Genomic DNA, 21048 nt, shown 5'->3' with positions numbered 1-21048 from the left:
TGTGAATGCGTTCAACGAAACGGTTGAACGACAGCCCTAGCGCGCCGAATTCGTCGTGACCGTGAATGGTCAGGCGTTTGGTCAAGTCACCTTCGCCTTCGGCGATGTCGTGCATGGCGCGACCCATGGTCAGCAACGGCTGCATCAGGAAGCTGATCAACATGCCCAGCAAGGCGATGATGATCACTACGGCAATCACCATGGCAATAATCGCCGAGGTGCGGAATTCGCTGAGCATCGAGAACGCGGTGTCCTGATCGAGCACCAGCGCCACATACCAATCCGCCGACGGCACGCCGTTGACGTGGGTGAAGGAGATGAACTGGCGTTTGCCGTCGATCTCGACTTCTTTCATGCCCGGGCTGACTTTCGGCGTTTCGTTGGGGTAAGCGTCGGCCAGGCTTTTGAGCACCAGTTTGCTGTCCGGGTGAATCAGGATCTTGCCGTCGGCGCTGACGATGAAGGCGTGACCGTGACCACCGAAGTTCAGCGAGTTGATGATCGCGCTGACGCTGGACAGGTCGATGTCTGCACCGGCCACGCCGATCATTTGGCCCTGGCGCTGCACCGGTGTCGCCACGGTGATCACCAATTTGCCGGAAGACGCGGCGATGTAGGGTTCGGTGACGATGGTCTGCTGCGCACTGTTGGCTGCCTTGTACCAGCCACGGGCGCGTGGGTCGTAGTCTGCCGCACGGTTACCCGCCGGGACCGAGAACATCACGCCATCGGCACCGCCGAAGTAACTCAGCTGGAAATTGCCGGTGTAGGCGGGCAAGTCGATAACGCGTTTCAGGCTGGCGAGTGCATTACCGTCGGCGGTGACCTGCTGGGCCATCGATTGCAGCAATTGCATGCGGCTTTCAAGCCAGGTCTGGATGTTACTGGTGGTCAGGCTGCCAAGTTCCTGCATCGAGGCTTCAGTACTGCTGCGCAACGTCTGGCGCTGGCGATAGTCGTTGAACAGGATGAAACAAGCGAATGCAACGGCCACCACGAGGGCAGCAGCCAACAGGATCTTGTGGCTGAACTTCATGTTTCTGGTCATTAAATGAGCTACCGCGGAGGGGACTGGTCGAACTTTGTGATTATTGCAGGGGCTACTGTGGGAGCGAGCAAGCTCGCTCCCACAAGGTCCTATGTCGACTGGGTGGCGCCAAAGATTAGGCACTTTTTGCCAAAACCGACGAAATGTCCGATAGCGAGACAAAGTCGCTGATTCTTCGGCAAATGACAGACGAGCGGCCCAACAAATAGCCTCTCGCGCAGGGAACCAGACAGGGGTTTTCTCTTCTAAGGTTCTGCTTGGCAGACATGCCAATCCCCTTCGCCCCTGGAGTTACACCATGTCGCTGCGATCCATCGCCCTGCTTTCGTTCTGCGTGCTGTTGGCTGCGTGCAGCAAGGTCAATCAGGAAAACTACTCGAAGCTCTCGGCCGGCATGGCCAAGGCCGATGTAGAAACCTTGCTGGGTAAACCGGCTGATTGCTCGGGTGCGCTCGGCATGTCCAGTTGCACCTGGGGCGACAAGAACAGCTTTATCAGCGTGCAATATGCCGGTGACAAAGTGCTGATGTTTTCCGGCCAAGGCCTGAAGTAAACCGGGGCTGTGCGCCCACGGGAGAAAAATAATGAAGCGGTTGTTGATCATGCTTTTTGCCGGCCTGGTATTGGCCGGCTGTGCCACTTCTGGCCAGGATCCGTTGGCGCCCAAGACCGTCAACAGCGTCAACCTCAAGCGTTACCAGGGCACCTGGTACGAGTTGGCTCGTCTGCCAATGTACTTCCAGCGCGACTGCGCGCAATCCGAAGCCCATTACACACTCAAGCCTGACGGTAACGTGGCGGTGTTGAATCGCTGCCTGACGCCGCAGTGGGAGTGGGAAGAGGTCAAGGGTACGGCTTATCCACAAGTGCCGGGTAAAACCGACAAATTGTGGGTCGAGTTCGATACCTGGTTTTCAAGGCTGATTCCGGGTACGGCGAAGGGCGAATACTGGGTGTTGTACGTTAGTGATGACTACAAGACCGCCATCGTCGGCGACCCGAGTCGCAAGTACTTGTGGCTGCTGTCACGAACCCCGACCGTCAACGGTGTGGTGCGTGAAGAACTGCTGAGCAAGGCGCGTCAGCAGGGTTATGACACGACGCGGCTGATCTGGCGCGCGTCGGATACGCAGATGGCCAAAACCTCGAATTAGCGGCGGCTGCAAAAAGATCGCAGCCTTCGGCAGCTCCTACTTTGATCCGGGTGACCGCAAAAATGTAGGAGCTGCCGCAGGCTGCGATCTTTTGCTTTTAACCGAGCAGTTCGCGCAGGACCTGGGTGAAGGCGCGGTTGCTTTCCTCTTCGCCGGCATGACGCCCGTCACGCACAACCCACTGACCGTTCACCAGCACATCCCGCACCTGACGATCACCACCGGCAAACAACCAGCGATTGAGAATTCCGTCGCCACTGGCTGTCGCCAGATACGGATCATTGCCGTCCAGCACCAGCCAATCGGCACGCTTGCCGACTTCCAACGCACCAATCGACTGCCCCAGCGCCTGAGCGCCGCCATCCAGCGCCGCGTCGTACAGCGTGCGGCCAACCATCGGCTGATCCGCACCATACAGGCGGTTACGCCGCTGGTCGCGCAGGCGCTGGCCATATTCCAGCCAACGCAATTCTTCCACCACGCTCAATGACACATGGCTATCGGAACCAATGCCCATACGTCCGCCTTGGGCGAGGAAGTCCACCGCCGGGAATATCCCGTCGCCGAGGTTGGCTTCAGTGGTCAGGCACAGGCCGGCGATGGCGCGACTCTTGGCCATCAGCGTGACTTCTTCCGGGTTGGCGTGGGTCGCGTGGACCAGGCACCAGCGCTGGTCGACGTCGGTGTTTTCATACAGCCATTGCAGCGGACGGCGACCGCTCCAGCTCAGGCAGTCGTCGACTTCTTTCTGCTGTTCGGCGATGTGGATGTGCACCGGGCACTGCTTGTCGCTGGCGGCCAGCACTTCGCTGATCTGCTGTGGCGTGACTGCGCGCAACGAGTGGAAACACAAACCCAGGGCCTGCGCCGGTTGCTGCGCCAGGACTGGCTGCAAACGTGATTGCAGCTTGAGGTAGTTTTCGGTGCTGTTGATAAAACGGCGCTGGCCGTCGTTCGGGGTCTGGCCGCCGAAACCGGAGTGGCTGTAGAGCACCGGCAGCAGGGTCAACCCGATACCGGCGGAACTGGCGGCCTGGCTGATGCGCAGCGCCAGTTCAGCCGGGTCTGCGTAGGGCTGACCGGACGTATCGTGGTGCACGTAATGAAATTCAGCGACCGAGGTGTAACCGGCCTTGAGCATTTCGATGTACAGCTGACGGGCGATGACGCCGAGTTGTTCCGGGCTGATTTTTCCGACGAGGCGGTACATCAAGTCGCGCCAGGTCCAGAAACTGTCATTCGGATTGCCCGCCACTTCCGCCAATCCGGCCATGGCCCGCTGGAAGGCGTGGGAGTGCAGATTCGGCATGCCTGGCAGCAGCGGACCGCTCAACCGTTCGGCGCCATCTGCATGGGAATCGGCCTGGATATGGGTCAATACGCCTTCGGCGCTGACCTCAAGACGTACATTGTTGGCCCATCCACTAGGCAGCAGCGCGCGTTCGGCAAAGAAGGCGGACATGGTTCAGCACCCCATCGTGTGTTATTTGTATATACATATACAGACGTTTGCCTGCCCGGTAAACTCCGGCAAGCTAGCAACCTCATCCAACGAACAAGGATTAACCGTGCCGACTCCGCCTGCAGTCTCTCCGTTGGCCGCGAACATGGGCGACAGTCCGGCGCCCTTGTACGCCCGCGTTAAACAAATGATCACCCAGCAAATCGACAGTGGAAACTGGCCGCCGCACTACCGTGTGCCATCGGAAAGCGAGCTGGTCAGCCAACTGGGTTTCAGCCGCATGACCATCAACCGCGCGCTGCGCGAGATGACCGCCGACGGTCTGCTGGTGCGTATGCAAGGCGTCGGTACGTTCGTCGCCGAACCAAAAAGCCAGTCCGCACTGTTTGAAGTGCACAACATCGCCGACGAAATCGCCTCCCGTGGCCATCGCCATACGTGCCAGGTGATTACTCTAGAAGAAGAGGCTGCTGGCTCCGAGCGCGCGTTGGCGCTGGACATGCGCGAAGGGCAGAAAGTGTTCCACTCGCTGATCGTGCATTTCGAAAACGATATCCCGGTGCAAATCGAAGACCGTTTCGTCAACGCGTTGGTGGCACCGGAATACCTCAAGCAGGACTTCACCCTGCAAACGCCATACGCCTACCTCAACCAAGTCGCGCCGCTGACTGAGGGCGAGCACGTGGTCGAGGCGATCCTGGCCGAGCCGTCCGAGTGCAAATTGCTGCAGATTGAAAAAGGCGAGCCGTGCCTTCTGATTCGTCGGCGCACCTGGTCCGGCCGTCAGCCGGTGACTGCTGCTCGTTTGATTCACCCAGGTTCCCGTCATCGTCTGGAAGGTCGGTTTCACAAATAGAGAGCCATGAATGAATCAGTTGAAGGTTTTACGCGCCAAGGATTACCCGCGCATGCCGTGGAAAAACGGCGGCGGCAGCACTGAAGAAATCACCCGCGATGCCGGCACCGGTCTCGACGGTTTCGGCTGGCGCCTGTCGATTGCTGATATCGCTGAGTCTGGCGGGTTTTCCACCTTCGCCGGTTACGAGCGGATCATCACCGTATTACAGGGCGACGGCATGGCCTTGTCGGTGGACGGCCAGATCACACGCCCATTGTTACCGCTCGACCCGTTTGCCTTCAGCGGCGAGAGCCACGTCTCCTGCACACTGCTCGGCGGGCCGATTCGCGATTTCAATCTGATTTATGCACCGCAGCGTTACCGCGCACGGTTGCAGTGGCTGGAAGGCGAGCAGCGGTTTTTCAGCGAGGCGGGGACTCTGTTGGTGTTCGGTGTCAGCGAATTGCTGGAAGTGAAGGTCGGTAACAGCACTTCGCAGCTGGGCCGGCATGATTGCCTGCAACTTGTCGGTAACACTGGGTTGCTGGAAGTCTCCAGTAACGGCCCATGCTGTGTGATCGAACTGACTGCGCGCTGATTCAAAATCCCTAAAAGATCGCAGCCTTCGGCAGCTCCTGCATTCGGATGACGTACACCTGTAGGAGCTGCCGAAGGCTGCGATCTTTTGCTTTTGTTTGTTTCCAACCGGCGCACCACTTTGTTACCGAACGCCCCAGCGTGGCGCAAAACCACGCTCAAGTAACAGCCGTCACCCTCCCGCAAAAATCCCCCAAAAAATTTCATCTTGCTCAGAGCCCTTGATCTACAGGCTTCTCAGCCATTCCAAAACTTTTCTTGAACATTCATCCAACAAGTTGGCCGCCTGATTGCATATGCTTGTATGTACAAGTAAAGACGTATGCGTATGAGTCGACCGAGACTCCTCGCAACGTCCACTGATTCGCTTGTGGCGCAACGATGCGCACAGGCTCGCTTACCCACTGCCAGGGTTGGTTTGGATTGATTGCTGAGGAGTGTTTTTCGTGACTGACAATAAACCTACGAAGTTTCGTGACGTTGAAATCCGTGCCGCACGCGGTAACAAGCTGACCGCCAAGAGCTGGCTGACCGAAGCGCCGCTGCGCATGCTGATGAACAACCTCGACCCGGAAGTTGCCGAGAACCCTAAAGAACTGGTGGTTTACGGTGGTATCGGTCGTGCGGCACGTAACTGGGAATGCTACGACAAGATCGTCGAGAGCCTGACCAACCTGAACGACGACGAGACCCTGCTGGTGCAATCCGGCAAGCCGGTCGGCGTGTTCAAGACCCACACCAACGCACCGCGCGTGCTGATCGCCAACTCCAACCTGGTGCCACACTGGGCGAGCTGGGAGCACTTCAACGAACTCGACGCCAAAGGCCTGGCCATGTACGGCCAGATGACCGCCGGCAGCTGGATCTACATCGGCAGCCAGGGCATCGTCCAGGGCACCTACGAAACCTTCGTCGAAGCCGGTCGCCAACATTACAACGATGACCTGACTGGTCGCTGGGTCCTGACCGCAGGCCTCGGTGGCATGGGCGGCGCCCAGCCTCTGGCCGCCACCCTGGCCGGTGCTTGCTCGCTGAACATCGAATGCCAACAAGTGAGCATCGACTTCCGCCTGAACAGCCGTTATGTCGACGAGCAAGCCACCGACCTCGACGACGCGCTGGCCCGCATCGCCAAATACACCAAGGAAGGCAAAGCGATTTCCATCGCCCTGCTGGGTAACGCGGCTGAAATCCTGCCGGAACTGGTCAAGCGCGGCGTGCGCCCGGACATGGTCACCGACCAGACCAGCGCCCACGACCCGCTCAACGGTTACCTGCCAGCCGGCTGGACCTGGGAAGAGTACCGCGCTCGCGCCAAGACCGAGCCTGCTGCCGTGGTCAAAGCCGCCAAGCAATCGATGGCCGTGCACGTTAAAGCGATGTTGGACTTCCAGAAAATGGGCATCCCGACCTTCGACTACGGCAACAACATCCGTCAGATGGCCCAGGAAGAAGGCGTGGAAAACGCATTCGACTTCCCAGGCTTCGTACCGGCTTACATCCGTCCGCTGTTCTGCCGTGGCATCGGCCCGTTCCGTTGGGCTGCGCTGTCGGGCAACGCTGAAGACATCTACAAGACCGACGCCAAAGTAAAAGAGCTGATCCCGGACGACGCCCACCTGCACAACTGGCTGGACATGGCGCGCGAGCGCATCAGCTTCCAGGGGCTGCCGGCGCGTATCTGCTGGGTTGGCCTGGGTCTGCGCGCCAAGCTCGGCCTGGCCTTCAACGAAATGGTTCGCAGCGGCGAGTTGTCCGCGCCAATCGTGATCGGTCGCGACCACCTGGACTCTGGTTCGGTGTCCAGCCCTAACCGCGAAACCGAATCCATGCAGGACGGTTCCGATGCCGTGTCCGACTGGCCACTGCTCAATGCCCTGCTCAACACCGCGAGCGGCGCGACCTGGGTTTCCTTGCACCACGGCGGCGGCGTCGGCATGGGCTTCTCCCAGCACTCGGGCATGGTGATTGTCTGCGACGGTACTGACGAAGCAGCCGAGCGTATCGCTCGCGTTCTGCACAACGACCCGGCGACCGGCGTTATGCGTCACGCCGATGCCGGTTACCAGATCGCCATCGACTGCGCCAAGGAACAAGGGCTGAACCTGCCGATGATTACCGGCAAATAAAAGACCCGATGCAAAACCTGTAGGAGCTGCCGCAGGCTGCGATCTTTTGATCTTGATCTTTTAAAAAGTAAAAGATCGCAGCCTCGTTTCACTCGACAGCTCCTACATAGAACAAAAAACAACACCGACCAACAATCCACAGAGGTTGAACCATGGCTGTTAACAGCGAACGTGCAGGCAGTAAACCGTTGATCGAGAAACGTTCGATCGACTACATCCCGGAAGCGGAAAGACACGGTCGTCTATTTAGCCAGTTCACCCTGTGGATGGGTGCCAACCTGCAGATCACGGCGATTGTCACTGGGGCCCTGGCCGTGGTGCTGGGCGGTGATGTGTTCTGGTCGTTGATCGGTTTGCTGATCGGCCAATTGCTCGGCGGTGGCGTAATGGCGCTGCATGCGGCGCAAGGGCCCAAGCTTGGCCTGCCGCAGATGATCTCCAGCCGGGTCCAGTTCGGCGTTTACGGTGCGGCGATCCCGATCGTGCTGGTGTGCCTGATGTACCTCGGCTTCACCGCAACGGGCACCGTGCTGTCCGGCCAGGCGCTGGGCCAGTTGTTTGGCGTCAGCGACAGCGTCGGCATCCTGATCTTCGCCAGTGTCATCGTGCTGGTCACGGTGCTTGGTTATCGGGTGATCCATTGGATTGGCCGTATTGCCAGCGTCATTGGTGTGATTGCCTTTGTTTACCTGTTTATCCGTCTGATGAACCAGACGGACGTTGGCGCACTCCTGCAAATCCGCCACTTCAGCTGGAGCAGCTTCCTGCTGGCGGTGTCGCTCGCGGCATCCTGGCAGATCGCCTTCGGCCCATACGTGGCTGACTATTCACGCTACCTGCCGAGCAAGACTTCTTCGGTGAAAACCTTTTTCGCCGCGGGTGCGGGTTCGGTCATTGGTGCACAGGTGGCGATGATCCTCGGCGTGTTTGCCGCAGCTTCGGCCAATGGGCAATTCTCCGGTCACGAAGTGGCTTACATCGTTGGCCTGGGCGGCACCGGTGCGACCGCTGCGCTGCTGTACTTCAGCATCGCGTTCGGCAAGGTGACCATCTCCACGCTGAACTCCTACGGCAGCTTCATGTGCATTGCGACCATCATCAGCGGTTTCCGTGGTGACCTGAAGGTCACGCGCTTGCAGCGTCTGGTCTTCGTGCTGGTCATCGTCGGTGCTGCGACCCTGATGGCGTTGCTCGGCCAGCATTCGTTCCTCGGTGCGTTCAAGTCCTTCATCCTGTTCCTGCTGGCGTTCTTCACGCCATGGAGCGCGATCAACCTGGTGGACTACTACTGCATCACCCGCGAGCGCTATGACGTGCCGGCGCTGGCCGATCCGAACGGCCGTTACGGCCGCTGGAACCTGCTCGGTATCGGCGTCTACGTGTTCGGTGTGCTGGTGCAATTGCCGTTCATTTCCACCAAGTTCTATACCGGTCCGCTGGTGGCAGCGCTGGGTGACGTGGATATTTCCTGGATCATCGGCCTGGTGCTTCCCGCCGCGCTGTATTACGTGTGCGCAAAAAAATGGCACGGCTCGGTACCTGATCAACTGATTCTGCCTGTCGAGCAGGACAGCGCTGTACAACCTGAAACAAGCGGGGCGGGTCGCGCTGCGGCGCAGGCCTGACTGGACGTGGACAGGGCTGGATGCCTCTTGACTGCCGTAAGCCAATTCATGATTAGGAGCGTCACAACAATGAAATCGAACAAGACCCTGCTGACCACTTTGCTTTCCATGGGCCTGCTGGCCAGCGCCGGCGCCACTCAGGCAGCGGGCTGGTGCGAGTCGGGTAAACCGGTGAAATTCGCCGGCCTGAACTGGGAAAGCGCCATGCTCCTGACCGACGTGCTGCAAGTCGTGCTGGAGAAAGGCTACGACTGCAAGACCGACAGCCTGCCGGGCAACTCCATCACCATGGAAAACGCCCTGAGCAGCAACGACATCCAGGTGTTTGCCGAAGAGTGGGTTGGCCGCAGCGAAGTCTGGAACAAGGCTGAGAAGGCCGGCAAAGTCGTCGGTGTCGGCGCTCCGGTCGTCGGCGCTATCGAAGGCTGGTACGTGCCGCGCTACGTGATCGAAGGTGATGCCAAGCGCAAGCTGGAAGCCAAGGCACCAGACCTGAAAAACATTGCTGACCTGGCCAAGTACTCCGCCGTATTCAAGGACGCCGAAGAGCCATCCAAAGGCCGTTTCTATAACTGCCCGGCCGGCTGGACCTGCGAACTCGACAACAGCGAAATGCTGAAAAGCTACGGCTTGGAAAGCAGCTACACCAACTTCCGCCCAGGCACCGGCCCGGCACTCGATGCCGCCGTGCTGTCGAGTTACAAGCGTGGCGAGCCGATCCTGTTCTACTACTGGTCGCCAACCCCGCTGATGGGCCAGGTCGACCTGGTCAAACTCGACGAGAAGCCAGGCGTGGACAAGCGCGTGACCATCAAGGTCGGCCTGTCCAAGACCTTCCACGATGAAGCCCCGGAACTGGTGGCTGTGCTGGAAAAGGTCAACCTGCCGATCGACCTGCTGAACCAGAACCTCGGTCGCATGACCAAAGAGCGAATCGAGTCGCCAAAACTGGCCAAGATCTTCCTGAAGGAACATCCTGAAGTCTGGCACGCATGGGTGAGCGAAGACGCAGCCAAGAAAATCGACGCGGCCTTGTAGGTTGAGTGTTTCCGGCTGCTGGCAACGGCAGTCGGATGCTTGATCGCAACCCCTTGATTGAGAGTCTCTTATGTTTCCCGAAAGCTTTACCTTTTCCATCGCCGACTGGGTCAACGGTTGGGTCGATTCGCTGGTTACCAACTACGGCGACGTGTTCCGGCACATCTCTGACACCCTGTTGTGGGCCATCGTCAATCTCGAAGGTCTGCTACGCGCAGCGCCCTGGTGGCTGATGCTGGCCATCGTGGCAGGCGTGGCCTGGCATGCGACCCGTAAAGTCGTGACCACCGCCGTGATCGTCGGCTTGCTGTTCCTGGTGGGTGCGGTCGGCCTCTGGGACAAGCTGATGCAGACGCTCGCGCTGATGATGGTGGCGACGATTATCTCGGTGTTGATCGGCATTCCGCTGGGCGTTCTTTCGGCGCGCAGCAACCGTCTGCGTTCAGTGCTGATGCCGCTGCTGGACATCATGCAAACCATGCCGAGCTTTGTGTACCTGATCCCGGTGTTGATGTTGTTCGGCCTGGGCAAAGTTCCGGCCATTTTCGCGACCGTGATCTACGCCGCGCCGCCGCTGATCCGCCTGACCGATCTGGGCATTCGCCAGGTCGACGGTGAAGTGATGGAAGCGATCAACGCTTTCGGTGCCAACCGCTGGCAGCAACTGTTCGGCGTGCAACTGCCGCTGGCCCTGCCGAGCATCATGGCCGGGATCAACCAGACCACCATGATGGCCCTGTCGATGGTAGTGATTGCCTCGATGATCGGTGCCCGTGGCCTGGGTGAAGACGTACTGGTAGGTATTCAGACCCTCAACGTCGGGCGTGGCCTGGAAGCCGGTCTGGCGATCGTGATTCTGGCAGTGGTGATCGACCGCATTACACAGGCGTACGGTCGTCCACGGCATGAGGTGAGCAAATGAACAATGCAAGCGTGAGCAAGATCGAAGTCAAAAACGTCTTCAAGATTTTCGGCAACCGCTCCAAGGATGCTCTGGCGATGGTTGGCCAGGGCAAGACCAAAGACCAGGTGCTGTCGGAAACCGGCTGCGTGGTTGGCGTGAACGACTTGTCGTTGAGCATCGGCACCGGCGAGATCTTCGTGATAATGGGCCTGTCGGGTTCCGGCAAGTCGACCCTGGTGCGCCACTTCAATCGCCTGATCGACCCGACCAGCGGCGCGATCCTGGTGGATGGCGTGGACATCCTGCAATACGACATGGAAGCGCTGCGCGAATTTCGCCGGCACAAGATCAGCATGGTGTTCCAAAGCTTCGGCCTGCTGCCGCACAAAACCGTGGTAGACAACGTCGCCTACGGCTTGAAAGTGCGTGGCGAGAGCAAGCAAATGTGCACCGAGCGTGCGCTGCACTGGATCAATACCGTGGGCCTCAAGGGCTACGAAAACAAATACCCGCATCAGCTTTCCGGTGGCATGCGTCAGCGTGTCGGCCTGGCCCGTGCATTGGCGGCAGACACCGACATCATCCTGATGGACGAAGCATTCAGTGCCCTCGACCCGCTGATCCGCGCCGAGATGCAGGACCAGTTGCTGGAACTGCAAAAGACCCTGCACAAGACCATCGTCTTCATCACCCACGACCTCGACGAGGCCGTGCGCATCGGCAACCGCATCGCGATCCTCAAGGACGGCCGCCTGATCCAGGTCGGCACGCCGAAAGAGATCCTGCATTCGCCAGCGGATGAGTATGTCGACCGGTTCGTACAGCGGCGGGCGGCGGTGGTTTAAAACTCTAAAAGATCGCAGCCTGCGGCAGCTCCTACATTGAGCTCGGTGGGCTTCTGTAGGAGCTGCCGCAGGCTGCGATCTTTTGATTTTATTTGGATGAGGTTAATGATGTCCCAGGCTGAAAAAATCGTTATCGCCGATGCCCCGTTGCATTGGCAGGATGTGGTTGCCGTAGCCCGCCATGGCGCACAGCTTGAGCTGTCGGCGCAGGCCTGGGCCCGTATCGAAAATGCCCAGGCAATCGTCCAGCGCATCGTCGCCAGCGGCGAACGCGCCTATGGCGTCAACACTGGCCTGGGCGCGTTGTGCAACGTCTCGCTCAAAGACGAACAACTCAGCCAGTTGTCGCGCAACACCTTGCTCAGCCACGCTTGTGGCGTTGGCGCGCCACTGGCCGACGAGCAAACCCGCGCGATCATGTGCGCGGCCATCCTCAACTTCACCCAAGGCAAATCCGGCGTGCATCGCCGGGTGGTCGAAGCGCTGCTGGCGTTGCTCAATCGGGGCATCACTCCGCAAGTGCCATCCCAAGGTTCGGTCGGTTACCTGACCCACATGGCGCATATCAGCATCACGTTGCTGGGTGTCGGTAATGTCAGCTATCGCGGGCAGATCACCTCGGCACAGCAAGCGCTGGCGGAGGAAAGCCTGCAACCGGTTCAGCTCGGCGCCAAGGACGGTCTGTGCCTGGTCAACGGCACGCCGTGCATGAGCGGCCTGAGTTGCCTGGCCATTGCTGATGCCACGCGCCTGCTGCAATGGGCCGACGTGATCAGCGCCATGAGCTTCGAAGCCCAGCGCGGTCAGATCGCTGCATTCGATGCCGAGATCATCGCGCTCAAGCCCCATCCGGGCATGCAGAAGGTCGGCGTTAACCTGCGCGCGCTGCTTGATGGCAGTGAAGTGATCGCCAGCAGCAAAGGCATTCGTACTCAGGATGCGCTGAGCATCCGCTCGATCCCGCAGGTGCACGGTGCCGCGCGCGATCAGCTTGAACACGCGATCAAACAGATCGAAACCGAACTCAATGGCTGCACCGATAACCCGTTGCTACTGGGTACACCGGACAACTTCCGCGTCATGTCCCAGGCCAACCCGCACGGCCAATCGGTCGCGTTGGCGGCGGACTTGCTGGCGATTGCCATGGCGGAAATCGGCTCCATCGCCGAGCGTCGTCTGGACCGTTTGATCAACCCGCACGTCAGCGGTCTGCCAGCATTTCTGGTGGCCAATCCGGGGGTGAATTCCGGAATGATGATCGTGCAGTACGTCGCCGCATCGCTGTGTGCGGAAAACCGCCATTTGGCGCAACCGGCGGTGCTCGACAACTACGTCACCTCGGGGCTGCAGGAAGACCACCTGAGCATGGGCACCAACGCCGCGCTGAAGCTGCACCGCGCGTTGGAAAACTGCACGCAGATCCTCGCCATCGAGTACCTGCTGGCGGCCCAGGCGTTTGAGTTTTTGAAAGAGCAACGCTTTGGCGCCGGCACCGATGCGGCATGGCGACTGCTGCGCGAGCGCGTTCCGGCTTACGATCAGGATCGCTGGCTGGCACCGGACATCGCCGCTGCTGCGGGCGTTTTGAAAGACCCGATTTTGCTGCACAAGGCTTTACCGAATCTGAACTGATTTCCCCGACACCAGCGTGCCAAGGCGCCAGCCCTTTCAAAAAGAGGGAAGCGACGGACAACGGACATCTCCGGAGCGTCTGGTAGTTAATTAAAAAACTCTCAAAAGGAGCATAAAAATGACTGCGCTTAATTTGATTCCCGGCCAACTGAGCCTTGCCCAACTGCGTGATATTTATCAGCAGCCGGTGAAACTGACCCTCGACCACAGCGCCTCGGCCCAGATCGAAGCCAGCGTGGCCTGCGTGGAACAGATCCTCGCCGAGAACCGCACCGCGTACGGCATCAACACCGGTTTCGGTCTGCTGGCTTCGACCCGCATCGCCAGCGAAGACCTGGAAAACCTCCAGCGTTCGCTGGTGCTGTCCCACGCCGCCGGTGTCGGCGCGCCGATCAGCGACGCGCTGGTGCGGCTGGTCATGGTGCTCAAGGTCAATAGCCTGAGCCGTGGCTTCTCCGGTATTCGTCGCGTGGTGATCGACGCGCTGATCGCCCTGATCAACGCCGAGGTTTACCCGCACATCCCATTGAAAGGTTCGGTCGGTGCATCCGGCGACCTGGCACCGTTGGCGCACATGTCGCTGGTGCTGCTGGGCGAGGGCAAGGCGCGCTACAAAGGCGAGTGGATGGAAGCCACCGAAGCGCTGAAAGTTGCCGGTTTGACCCCGCTGACCCTGGCCGCGAAAGAAGGCCTGGCACTGCTCAACGGTACTCAGGTGTCCACCGCGTTTGCCCTGCGTGGCCTGTTCGAAGGTGAAGACCTGTTCGCCGGTGCCTTGGCACTGGGCGGCCTGACGGTTGAGGCGGTACTCGGCTCGCGCTCGCCGTTCGACGCACGCATCCACGCCGCCCGTGGCCAGAAAGGTCAGATCGACGCCGCCGCCGCTTACCGCGACCTGCTGGGTGAGCGCAGCGAAGTCTCCGACTCCCACGAAAACTGCGAAAAAGTTCAGGACCCTTATTCCCTGCGCTGCCAGCCGCAAGTCATGGGCGCCTGCCTGACCCAGTTCCGCCAAGCCGCCGAAGTGCTGGCGGTTGAAGCCAACGCCGTTTCCGATAACCCATTGGTGTTTGCCGCTGAAGGCGACGTGATTTCCGGCGGCAACTTCCACGCCGAACCGGTGGCCATGGCTGCCGACAACATGGCCCTGGCCATCGCGGAAATCGGCTCCCTGAGCGAACGCCGCATCTCGCTGATGATGGACAAGCACATGTCGCAACTGCCGCCATTCCTGGTGGCCAATGGCGGCGTGAACTCCGGCTTCATGATTGCCCAGGTGACTGCAGCGGCATTGGCTAGCGAAAACAAGGCGTTGTCCCATCCGCATTCCGTGGACAGCCTGCCGACGTCTGCCAACCAGGAAGACCACGTTTCGATGGCGCCGGCGGCTGGCAAGCGTTTGTGGGAAATGGCTGAAAATACGCGCGGGATTCTGGCGGTGGAATGGCTGGCGGCGGTCCAGGGCCTGGACTTGCGCAATGGTCTGAAAACTTCGGCAAAACTGGAACAGGCACGGGCGATTCTGCGTAAAGAAGTGCCGTTCTATGAGAAGGACCGCTTCTTTGCACCGGACATCAATGCGGCCAGCGAGTTGTTGGCTTCGCGTTGTCTGAACGAGCTGATCACGACCAAGCTGCTGCCTAGCCTGTAACGACTTATTCGCGGGCAACTCTGTAGGAGCTGCCGCAGGCTGCGATCTTTTGATCTTGCTTTTTAAAAGATCGCAGCCTCGTTGCACTCGGCAGCTCCTACAGGAGAGTGCGTGCCGCTTGCTCGCGAATCGATTTTGAATAAAACGAGGAACCCGGGATGAAAACCCTCTGGCAACACTGCCACGTCGCAACCATGGCGCAAGGCGTCTACTCGATCATTGAGGATGCGGCCATCGTGACGTCCGGTGCGCTCATTGAGTGGGTTGGCCCGCGCGCTGAACTGCCGGCGGGCGAATACCCGGCCGTCAACGATTTGAACGGGGCCTGGGTCACACCGGGCCTGATCGACTGCCACACCCACACGGTGTTCGGCGGTAACCGCAGCGGCGAATTCGAGCAACGCCTGCAAGGCGTCAGCTACGCGCAAATCGCGGCTTCCGGTGGTGGCATCGCCAGCACCGTGCGCGCCACCCGCGCCGCCAGCGAAGACGAGTTGTTCGCCAGCGCCGCCAAGCGTCTGAAGAGCCTGATTCGCGATGGCGTTACCAGCATCGAGATCAAGTCCGGCTACGGCCTGGACCTGGCCAGCGAGCGCAAGATGCTGCGGGTCGCCCGTCGCCTTGGTGCCGAACTGCCGGTCAGTGTGCACAGCACCTGCCTGGCGGCTCACGCCTTGCCGCCGGAATACGCCGATCGCGCCGATGATTACATCGAACACATCTGCAGCGAAATGCTCCCGGCCCTGGCTGCTGAAGGGTTGGTGGATGCGGTGGACGCGTTCTGCGAATACCTGGCGTTTTCGCCGGCGCAGGTCGAACGCGTATTCATCACGGCCCAGGAACTGGGTTTGTCGGTGAAACTGCATGCCGAGCAATTGTCGTCGCTGCACGGTTCGAGCCTGGCGGCGCGTTATCACGCACTGTCGGCCGATCACCTGGAATTCATGACCGAGGAAGATGCCATCGCCATGGCCGAATCCGGCACGGTGGCGGTGCTGTTGCCCGGCGCGTTCTACTTCCTGCGTGAAACGCAATTGCCGCCGATGGATGCCTTGCGCAAACACGGCGTGAAAATCGCTATCGCCAGTGACCTCAACCCCGGCACCTCGCCGGCGCTGTCGCTGCGCTTGATGTTGAACATGGCGTGCACCTGTTTCCGCATGACCCCGGAAGAAGCCCTGGCCGGCGCAACGATTTATGCCGCGACTGCATTGGGCTTGGCCGACACGCATGGTTCGCTGGAGGCCGGCAAGGTTGCGGATTTCGTTGCCTGGCAAATCGATCGTCCGGCCGACCTGTCGTACTGGCTGGGCGGCGACCTGGAAAAACGCGTCGTGCGTCACGGCGTTGAAACAAGTCTGTAGGAGAGCAGTTGTGGATAAGGTTCTGAACTTCAAACAAGGCCGCGTGCCGCTGCTGATCAGCATGCCCCACGCGGGTGTGCGCCTGACACGAGCGGTCGAAGCCGGGTTGATCCCCGATGCTAAAAGCCTGCCGGACACCGACTGGCACATCCCGCAACTTTACGATTTCGCCGCCGAGCTGGGCGCCAGCACACTGGCTGCCGAGTACTCGCGGTTTGTCATCGACCTGAACCGGCCGTCCGACGATAAACCTTTATATGTCGGCGCGACCACCGGTCTGTACCCGGCGACGCTGTTCGATGGCATTCCGTTATTCCGGGAAGGGCTGGAGCCTTCTGCCGAGGAGCGCGCGACCTATCTGGAGCAGATCTGGACGCCCTATCACAGCACCCTGCAGCAAGAGCTGGCGCGTCTCAAGGCCGAGTTCGGCTACGCGTTGCTGTTCGATGCGCACTCGATCCGTTCGATCATCCCGCACCTGTTCGATGGCAAGTTGCCGGACTTCAACCTCGGCACCTTCAACGGCGCCAGTTGCGATCCACAGTTGGCGTCGCAGTTGGAAACGATCTGCGCCGGGCATCCGGATTACAGCCATGTGCTGAACGGGCGCTTCAAGGGCGGGCACATCACCCGGCATTACGGTAACCCGGCGGAAAACATCCACGCGGTGCAGCTGGAGTTGGGCCAGTGCACTTACATGGAAGAGTTCGAGCCGTTCCGTTATCGGCCAGACCTGGCCGAGCCGACGCGGGTGGTGTTGAAGGAATTGCTGCAAGGCCTGTTGGCGTGGGGGCAGCAGCACTACAAATCCTAGAACCCGGCGCCATTCCCCTGTAGGCGCTGCCGAAGGCTGCGATCTTTTGATCTTCAGTTTTTCAGAAGCAAGATCAAAAGATCGCAGCCTTTGGCAGCGCCTACATGGGCGTGCGGGAGCTGCGATTTTTTTGTCGCCACCGTGCAAAACACGGTCGCCACAGGTCGCTTTTATGCGCTCGACGCTGCGTAATGTTTCGGGCACGGTGCGCTAGACACCGGCCCGACAATAAACCGCTGCCGCACGAGAATGCTCTTTATGACAAGCAAAAAAGGTTTGTTCACCCGCTGTCTCTCAATCTTCTGCGGTACCGCTTTGCTGAGCGCCAGTGTCCTGGCCGCTGACGACCCTTCCTGCAAGGCTGTGCGCATGGGCGTGGTCAACTGGACCGACGTGATCGCCACCAGCGGCATGGCCGATGTGCTGCTCAATGGCCTTGGCTACGAAAGCAAACAGACCAGCGCCGTGCAGCAAATCATCTTCGCCGGCATCCGCGACAAGCGTCTGGATATCTTCCTCGGTTACTGGAAACCGGCGATGGACAAAAACATCGCGCCGTTCGTAGCCGCCAATCAATTGAAGGTCATGGACAAGCCAAGCCTGGCCGATGCCCAGGCAACGCTCGCAGTCCCTGACTATGTCGCGGCTGCAGGTCTGAAAACCTTCGCCGACATCGCCAAATTCAAAGACCAGCTCGGCGGCAAGATCTACGGCATCGAGCCGGGCAGCGGTGCCAACACCACGATCAAAACCATGATCGAGACCAATCACTTTGGCCTGAAGGACTTCAAACTGATCGAGTCCGGTGAAGCCGGCATGCTCGCGGCCGTGCAGCGTGCGGTGAATCGCAAGGAATTCGTGGTGTTCGTCGGTTGGACCCCGCACCCGATGAACATCAACATGAAAATCGCCTACCTGACCGGCAGCGAAGACGTCTACGGGCCGAACGAAGGGGCGGCGACCGTTTCCACCGTCACCGCGCCGGATTACGCCGAACGTTGCCCGAACGTCAATCGCCTGCTGGAAAACCTGACCTTCACCGCTGCCCAGGAAAGCCAATTGATGGTGCCGATCATGGAGCGCCAGACGGCTCAGGACGTGGCCAAAAAATGGCTGCGCGAGCATCCACAAGATCTGCAGCGCTGGCTGGCGGGTGTCAGCAGTTTTGATGGCAAGGACGGTATGGCAACGGTTCAGGCCAGTCTGAAAAACTGACACCAGAACCTGTAGGAGCGAGCTTGCTCGCGATAAGTCGGAGTACGCCGCGGGGTATCAGGCTTACCGCGTTATCGTTGACGATCATCGCGAGCAAGCTCGCTCCTACAGGGTGTTGTCCCCTCATATCCCCTGAATGGGCACCCGGCTCATGACTCCTTACCCGCTTAGCGAACAAATGACGGCGTTCGTCGAGAAAACCGTCAGCTTCAACAGCACCGACAGCAGTCTCACCGGTTTACGCCAGGCCTACAGCGAGATGTGTCGGGCGTTCACTCCTGCGCGGCCCACTGGTTTGTACGTGGTGGATGTCGAACTGGCCGGGGTGCCGGTACGCACTTATCAACCGCCGGTTTCGCTATCGACCGACGCTGCGCCGTGCATCCTTTATCTGCATGGCGGTGGCTGGGTAGTAGGGGATCTGGACTCCCACGACTTCATCTGCGCCGAACTGGCGTCGACCTTGAGTGTGCTGGTGATCGCCGTGGACTATCGATTGGCACCGGAGCATCCGTTTCCTGCGGGGTTCAATGACTGCCTGAAAGTCTGGCGAGCATTGCGCACCGGCCCCTTCCGTCTCGACCCGGAACGAACGGTGGTGGCCGGCGACAGTGCCGGTGGCAATCTCGCGGCTGCGCTTTGTCTGGCATTGCGCGACGCGGGTGAGCCATTGCCGGCGGCGCAGGTGCTGATCTATCCGGGGCTCGGTGGCGATCAGCAACTGGCGTCGCGCAGTGAGTGCATCGATGCCCCCTTGCTTAGCAGCAGTGACGTGGATTGCTATCACGCGTTGTACCTGCGCGGCACTCGGCAGCCGGGACCCTATGCGATGCCGTTGCTTGCAGCGGACCTTCGCGGGTTGCCCCCGGCATTGATCGCGGTGGCGCAATTCGATCCGCTGCGCGATGACGGGGTGCAATATGCCGAGCGATTGAACGCGGCCGGCGTGGCCGCAACGTTGTATTACGGAGAGGGGCTGGTACACGGTTGTTTGCGGGCGCGGGGGCAGGTCGCCGAGGTCGATGCGCTCTACCAAACCCTGTTCGGGTATCTGGCCGGGAAACTCTGACGCTGCAAGGGCATGCTCATTGGCGTAATTCGGGTTTATGATGCCCAACGGCAGAATAATAGAAGTCCCCCCAGGGATGACCTAGACCCCTTACGGAGCGCGCAATGCAGACTTTGTACCCGCAGATCAAACCCTACGCCCGGCACGATCTGGCCGTCGATGAAACCCATACGCTGTATGTCGACGAAAGCGGTTCACCGGAAGGTTTGCCGGTTGTGTTCATCCACGGCGGCCCTGGTGCCGGGTGTGATGCCCAGAGTCGGTGCTACTTCGATCCAAACCTGTATCGCATTGTGACCTTCGATCAGCGTGGCTGCGGTCGGTCCACCCCGCACGCCAGCCTCGAAAACAATACCACCTGGGATCTGGTCGCCGACCTGGAGCGCATTCGCAAACACCTGGGCATCGACAAATGGGTGCTGTTCGGCGGCTCCTGGGGTTCGACCCTGGCGCTGGCCTATGCGCAAACCCATCCGGAGCGCGTGCATGGTTTGATCGTGCGCGGGATTTTCCTCTGCCGTCCGCAGGAAATCGAATGGTTCTATCAGGCCGGCGCCAGCCGTCTGTTCCCCGATTACTGGCAGGACTACATCGCGCCGATCCCGCTGGAAGAACGCCACGACTTGCTCAACGCTTTCCACAAACGCCTGACCGGCAACGACCAGATCGCCCAGATGCATGCGGCCAAGGCCTGGTCCACCTGGGAAGGCCGGACCGCGACCCTGCGTCCGAACCCGATGGTGGTCGACCGCTTCTCCGAGCCTCAGCGTGCCTTGTCTATCGCCCGCATCGAGTGCCACTACTTCACCAACAATGCGTTCCTTGAGCCGAATCAGCTGATTCGCGACATGGGCAAAATCGCCCATCTGCCGGGCGTGATCATCCATGGTCGCTATGACGTGATCTGTCCGCTGGATAACGCCTGGGAACTGCATCAAGCCTGGCCGAATAGTGAGTTGCAGATCATTCGCGACGCGGGGCATGCCGCCGCCGAACCTGGTATCACCGACGCTTTGGTGCGTGCCGCCGATCAGATGGCCCGGCGCCTGCTCGACCTCGCTCCCGAAGAAGCATGAAGGGCTTGCTGCAGCGCGTGCGTGGCGCGCGAGTCGAGGTGGCAGGTGAGGTAGTGGGCGCGGTCGATCAGGGTTTGCTGGTGTTGGTCGCCATCGAGCCCGATGACACACGGGCCAGCGCCGACAAACTTCTCAATAAGCTGCTTAACTATCGTGTGTTCAGCGACGCCGAGGGCAAGATGAATCTGTCTTTGGCGGACGTGGGCGGCGGGTTGCTGCTGGTCTCACAGTTCACCCTGGCTGCCGACACCAAGAGCGGGTTGCGCCCGAGTTTCTCGACCGCGGCCCCTCCGGCCCTGGGCGAGGAACTTTTCGACTATCTATTAGGCAAAGCGAAACAGGTGCATGGCACTGTGGCATCAGGTAGATTCGGCGCGGATATGCAGGTGCACCTGGTCAATGATGGCCCGGTAACCTTCCTGCTACAGACCTGAAAGCGCTTGAAACATCTTTTTAAGCGCATTTCGACTGAAAACAGGCGTTTTTCCCGATAAATACTTTGTTACCCCTGATGCGTTGTAACGCGGCCTACTAGATAATCGCGCGCTACGGGGATCAGCGTTCGTTGGTCCATTTTGACTTAGGTA

18 protein-coding genes and 1 pseudogene are annotated in these 21048 nt (G+C 59.9%); 17 read left to right on the top strand and 2 right to left on the bottom strand.

Going from position 1 to position 21048, the window contains the following annotated elements; all coding sequences use genetic code 11:
- Positions 1-13: 13 nt before the first annotated feature.
- Positions 14-1036, bottom strand: a pseudogene (locus KUF73_RS31760) (cache domain-containing protein); the annotation flags it as partial.
- A gap of 310 nt (positions 1037-1346) precedes the next feature.
- Here KUF73_RS31760 and KUF73_RS16145 point away from each other — a divergent pair.
- Both KUF73_RS16145 and KUF73_RS16140 read left to right on the top strand, forming a co-directional pair.
- Positions 1347-1601, top strand: coding sequence for a hypothetical protein (locus tag KUF73_RS16145; protein WP_090328096.1), 255 nt, complete (start codon positions 1347-1349; stop codon positions 1599-1601).
- 31 nt (positions 1602-1632) lie between these two features.
- Positions 1633-2202, top strand: coding sequence for a lipocalin family protein (locus KUF73_RS16140; protein WP_218439061.1), 570 nt, complete (start codon positions 1633-1635; stop codon positions 2200-2202).
- Positions 2203-2299: 97 nt separating this feature from the next.
- Here KUF73_RS16140 and KUF73_RS16135 read toward each other — a convergent pair whose 3' ends face one another.
- On the bottom strand, positions 2300-3664 hold the full coding sequence (locus KUF73_RS16135; protein WP_218439060.1) for a formimidoylglutamate deiminase: 1365 nt from the start codon (positions 3662-3664) through the stop codon (positions 2300-2302).
- Between the two features lie 145 nt (positions 3665-3809).
- Between KUF73_RS16135 and hutC the strand changes: the two genes are divergently transcribed.
- From hutC to dtd, 15 genes are all read left to right on the top strand, one after another.
- Positions 3810-4520: a histidine utilization repressor gene (gene hutC, locus KUF73_RS16130; RefSeq protein WP_218439134.1), complete on the top strand. Its 711-nt coding sequence runs from the start codon at positions 3810-3812 to the stop codon at positions 4518-4520.
- Between the two features lie 10 nt (positions 4521-4530).
- Positions 4531-5100 carry a HutD family protein gene (locus tag KUF73_RS16125; RefSeq protein ID WP_218439059.1) on the top strand — a complete coding sequence of 190 codons (570 nt, stop codon included), beginning with the start codon at positions 4531-4533 and terminating at the stop codon, positions 5098-5100.
- A 445-nt stretch (positions 5101-5545) separates the two neighbouring features.
- Entirely contained in the window at positions 5546-7228 is a 1683-nt protein-coding gene (hutU, locus tag KUF73_RS16120; protein ID WP_218439058.1) for a urocanate hydratase, read from the top strand.
- Positions 7229-7380: 152 nt separating this feature from the next.
- Entirely contained in the window at positions 7381-8853 is a 1473-nt protein-coding gene (locus KUF73_RS16115; protein ID WP_218439057.1) for a cytosine permease, read from the top strand.
- A 69-nt stretch (positions 8854-8922) separates the two neighbouring features.
- Positions 8923-9891 carry an ABC transporter substrate-binding protein gene (locus KUF73_RS16110; protein WP_218439056.1) on the top strand — a complete coding sequence of 323 codons (969 nt, stop codon included), beginning with the start codon at positions 8923-8925 and terminating at the stop codon, positions 9889-9891.
- Positions 9892-9961: 70 nt separating this feature from the next.
- A complete protein-coding gene (locus tag KUF73_RS16105) occupies positions 9962-10813 on the top strand; it encodes a proline/glycine betaine ABC transporter permease (RefSeq protein WP_218439055.1) in 852 nt (283 codons plus the stop codon).
- Positions 10810-11640, top strand: coding sequence for a glycine betaine/L-proline ABC transporter ATP-binding protein (locus KUF73_RS16100; protein WP_218439054.1), 831 nt, complete (start codon positions 10810-10812; stop codon positions 11638-11640). The genes KUF73_RS16105 and KUF73_RS16100 overlap by 4 nt, the downstream gene beginning before the upstream one ends.
- Positions 11641-11748: 108 nt before the next feature.
- Positions 11749-13272, top strand: coding sequence for a histidine ammonia-lyase (gene hutH / locus KUF73_RS16095; protein ID WP_218439053.1), 1524 nt, complete (start codon positions 11749-11751; stop codon positions 13270-13272).
- A gap of 118 nt (positions 13273-13390) precedes the next feature.
- A complete protein-coding gene (gene hutH, locus KUF73_RS16090) occupies positions 13391-14923 on the top strand; it encodes a histidine ammonia-lyase (RefSeq protein ID WP_218439052.1) in 1533 nt (510 codons plus the stop codon).
- Positions 14924-15081: 158 nt separating this feature from the next.
- Positions 15082-16287 carry an imidazolonepropionase gene (gene hutI, locus KUF73_RS16085; protein ID WP_218439051.1) on the top strand — a complete coding sequence of 402 codons (1206 nt, stop codon included), beginning with the start codon at positions 15082-15084 and terminating at the stop codon, positions 16285-16287.
- A gap of 10 nt (positions 16288-16297) precedes the next feature.
- A complete protein-coding gene (gene hutG, locus KUF73_RS16080; protein ID WP_218439050.1) occupies positions 16298-17101 on the top strand; it encodes an N-formylglutamate deformylase in 804 nt (267 codons plus the stop codon).
- Between the two features lie 258 nt (positions 17102-17359).
- A complete protein-coding gene (gene choX / locus KUF73_RS16075; RefSeq protein WP_218439049.1) occupies positions 17360-18316 on the top strand; it encodes a choline ABC transporter substrate-binding protein in 957 nt (318 codons plus the stop codon).
- A 151-nt stretch (positions 18317-18467) separates the two neighbouring features.
- The gene (locus KUF73_RS16070) at positions 18468-19385 is read left to right on the top strand and encodes an alpha/beta hydrolase (RefSeq protein WP_218439048.1); all 918 of its coding nucleotides are present in this window, start codon (positions 18468-18470) and stop codon (positions 19383-19385) included.
- Between the two features lie 104 nt (positions 19386-19489).
- A complete protein-coding gene (gene pip, locus KUF73_RS16065; RefSeq protein ID WP_218439047.1) occupies positions 19490-20461 on the top strand; it encodes a prolyl aminopeptidase in 972 nt (323 codons plus the stop codon).
- On the top strand, positions 20458-20895 hold the full coding sequence (gene dtd, locus KUF73_RS16060; RefSeq protein ID WP_218439046.1) for a D-aminoacyl-tRNA deacylase: 438 nt from the start codon (positions 20458-20460) through the stop codon (positions 20893-20895). Before pip ends, dtd begins: the two co-directional genes overlap by 4 nt.
- Positions 20896-21048 lie beyond the last annotated feature (153 nt).

Origin of the sequence: Pseudomonas sp. PD9R (assembly GCF_019200975.1) — a bacterium.
Lineage (GTDB): Bacteria > Pseudomonadota > Gammaproteobacteria > Pseudomonadales > Pseudomonadaceae > Aquipseudomonas.
Note: the sequence above shows the minus strand (reverse complement) of the source record. Positions and strands in the feature narration are given on the sequence as shown.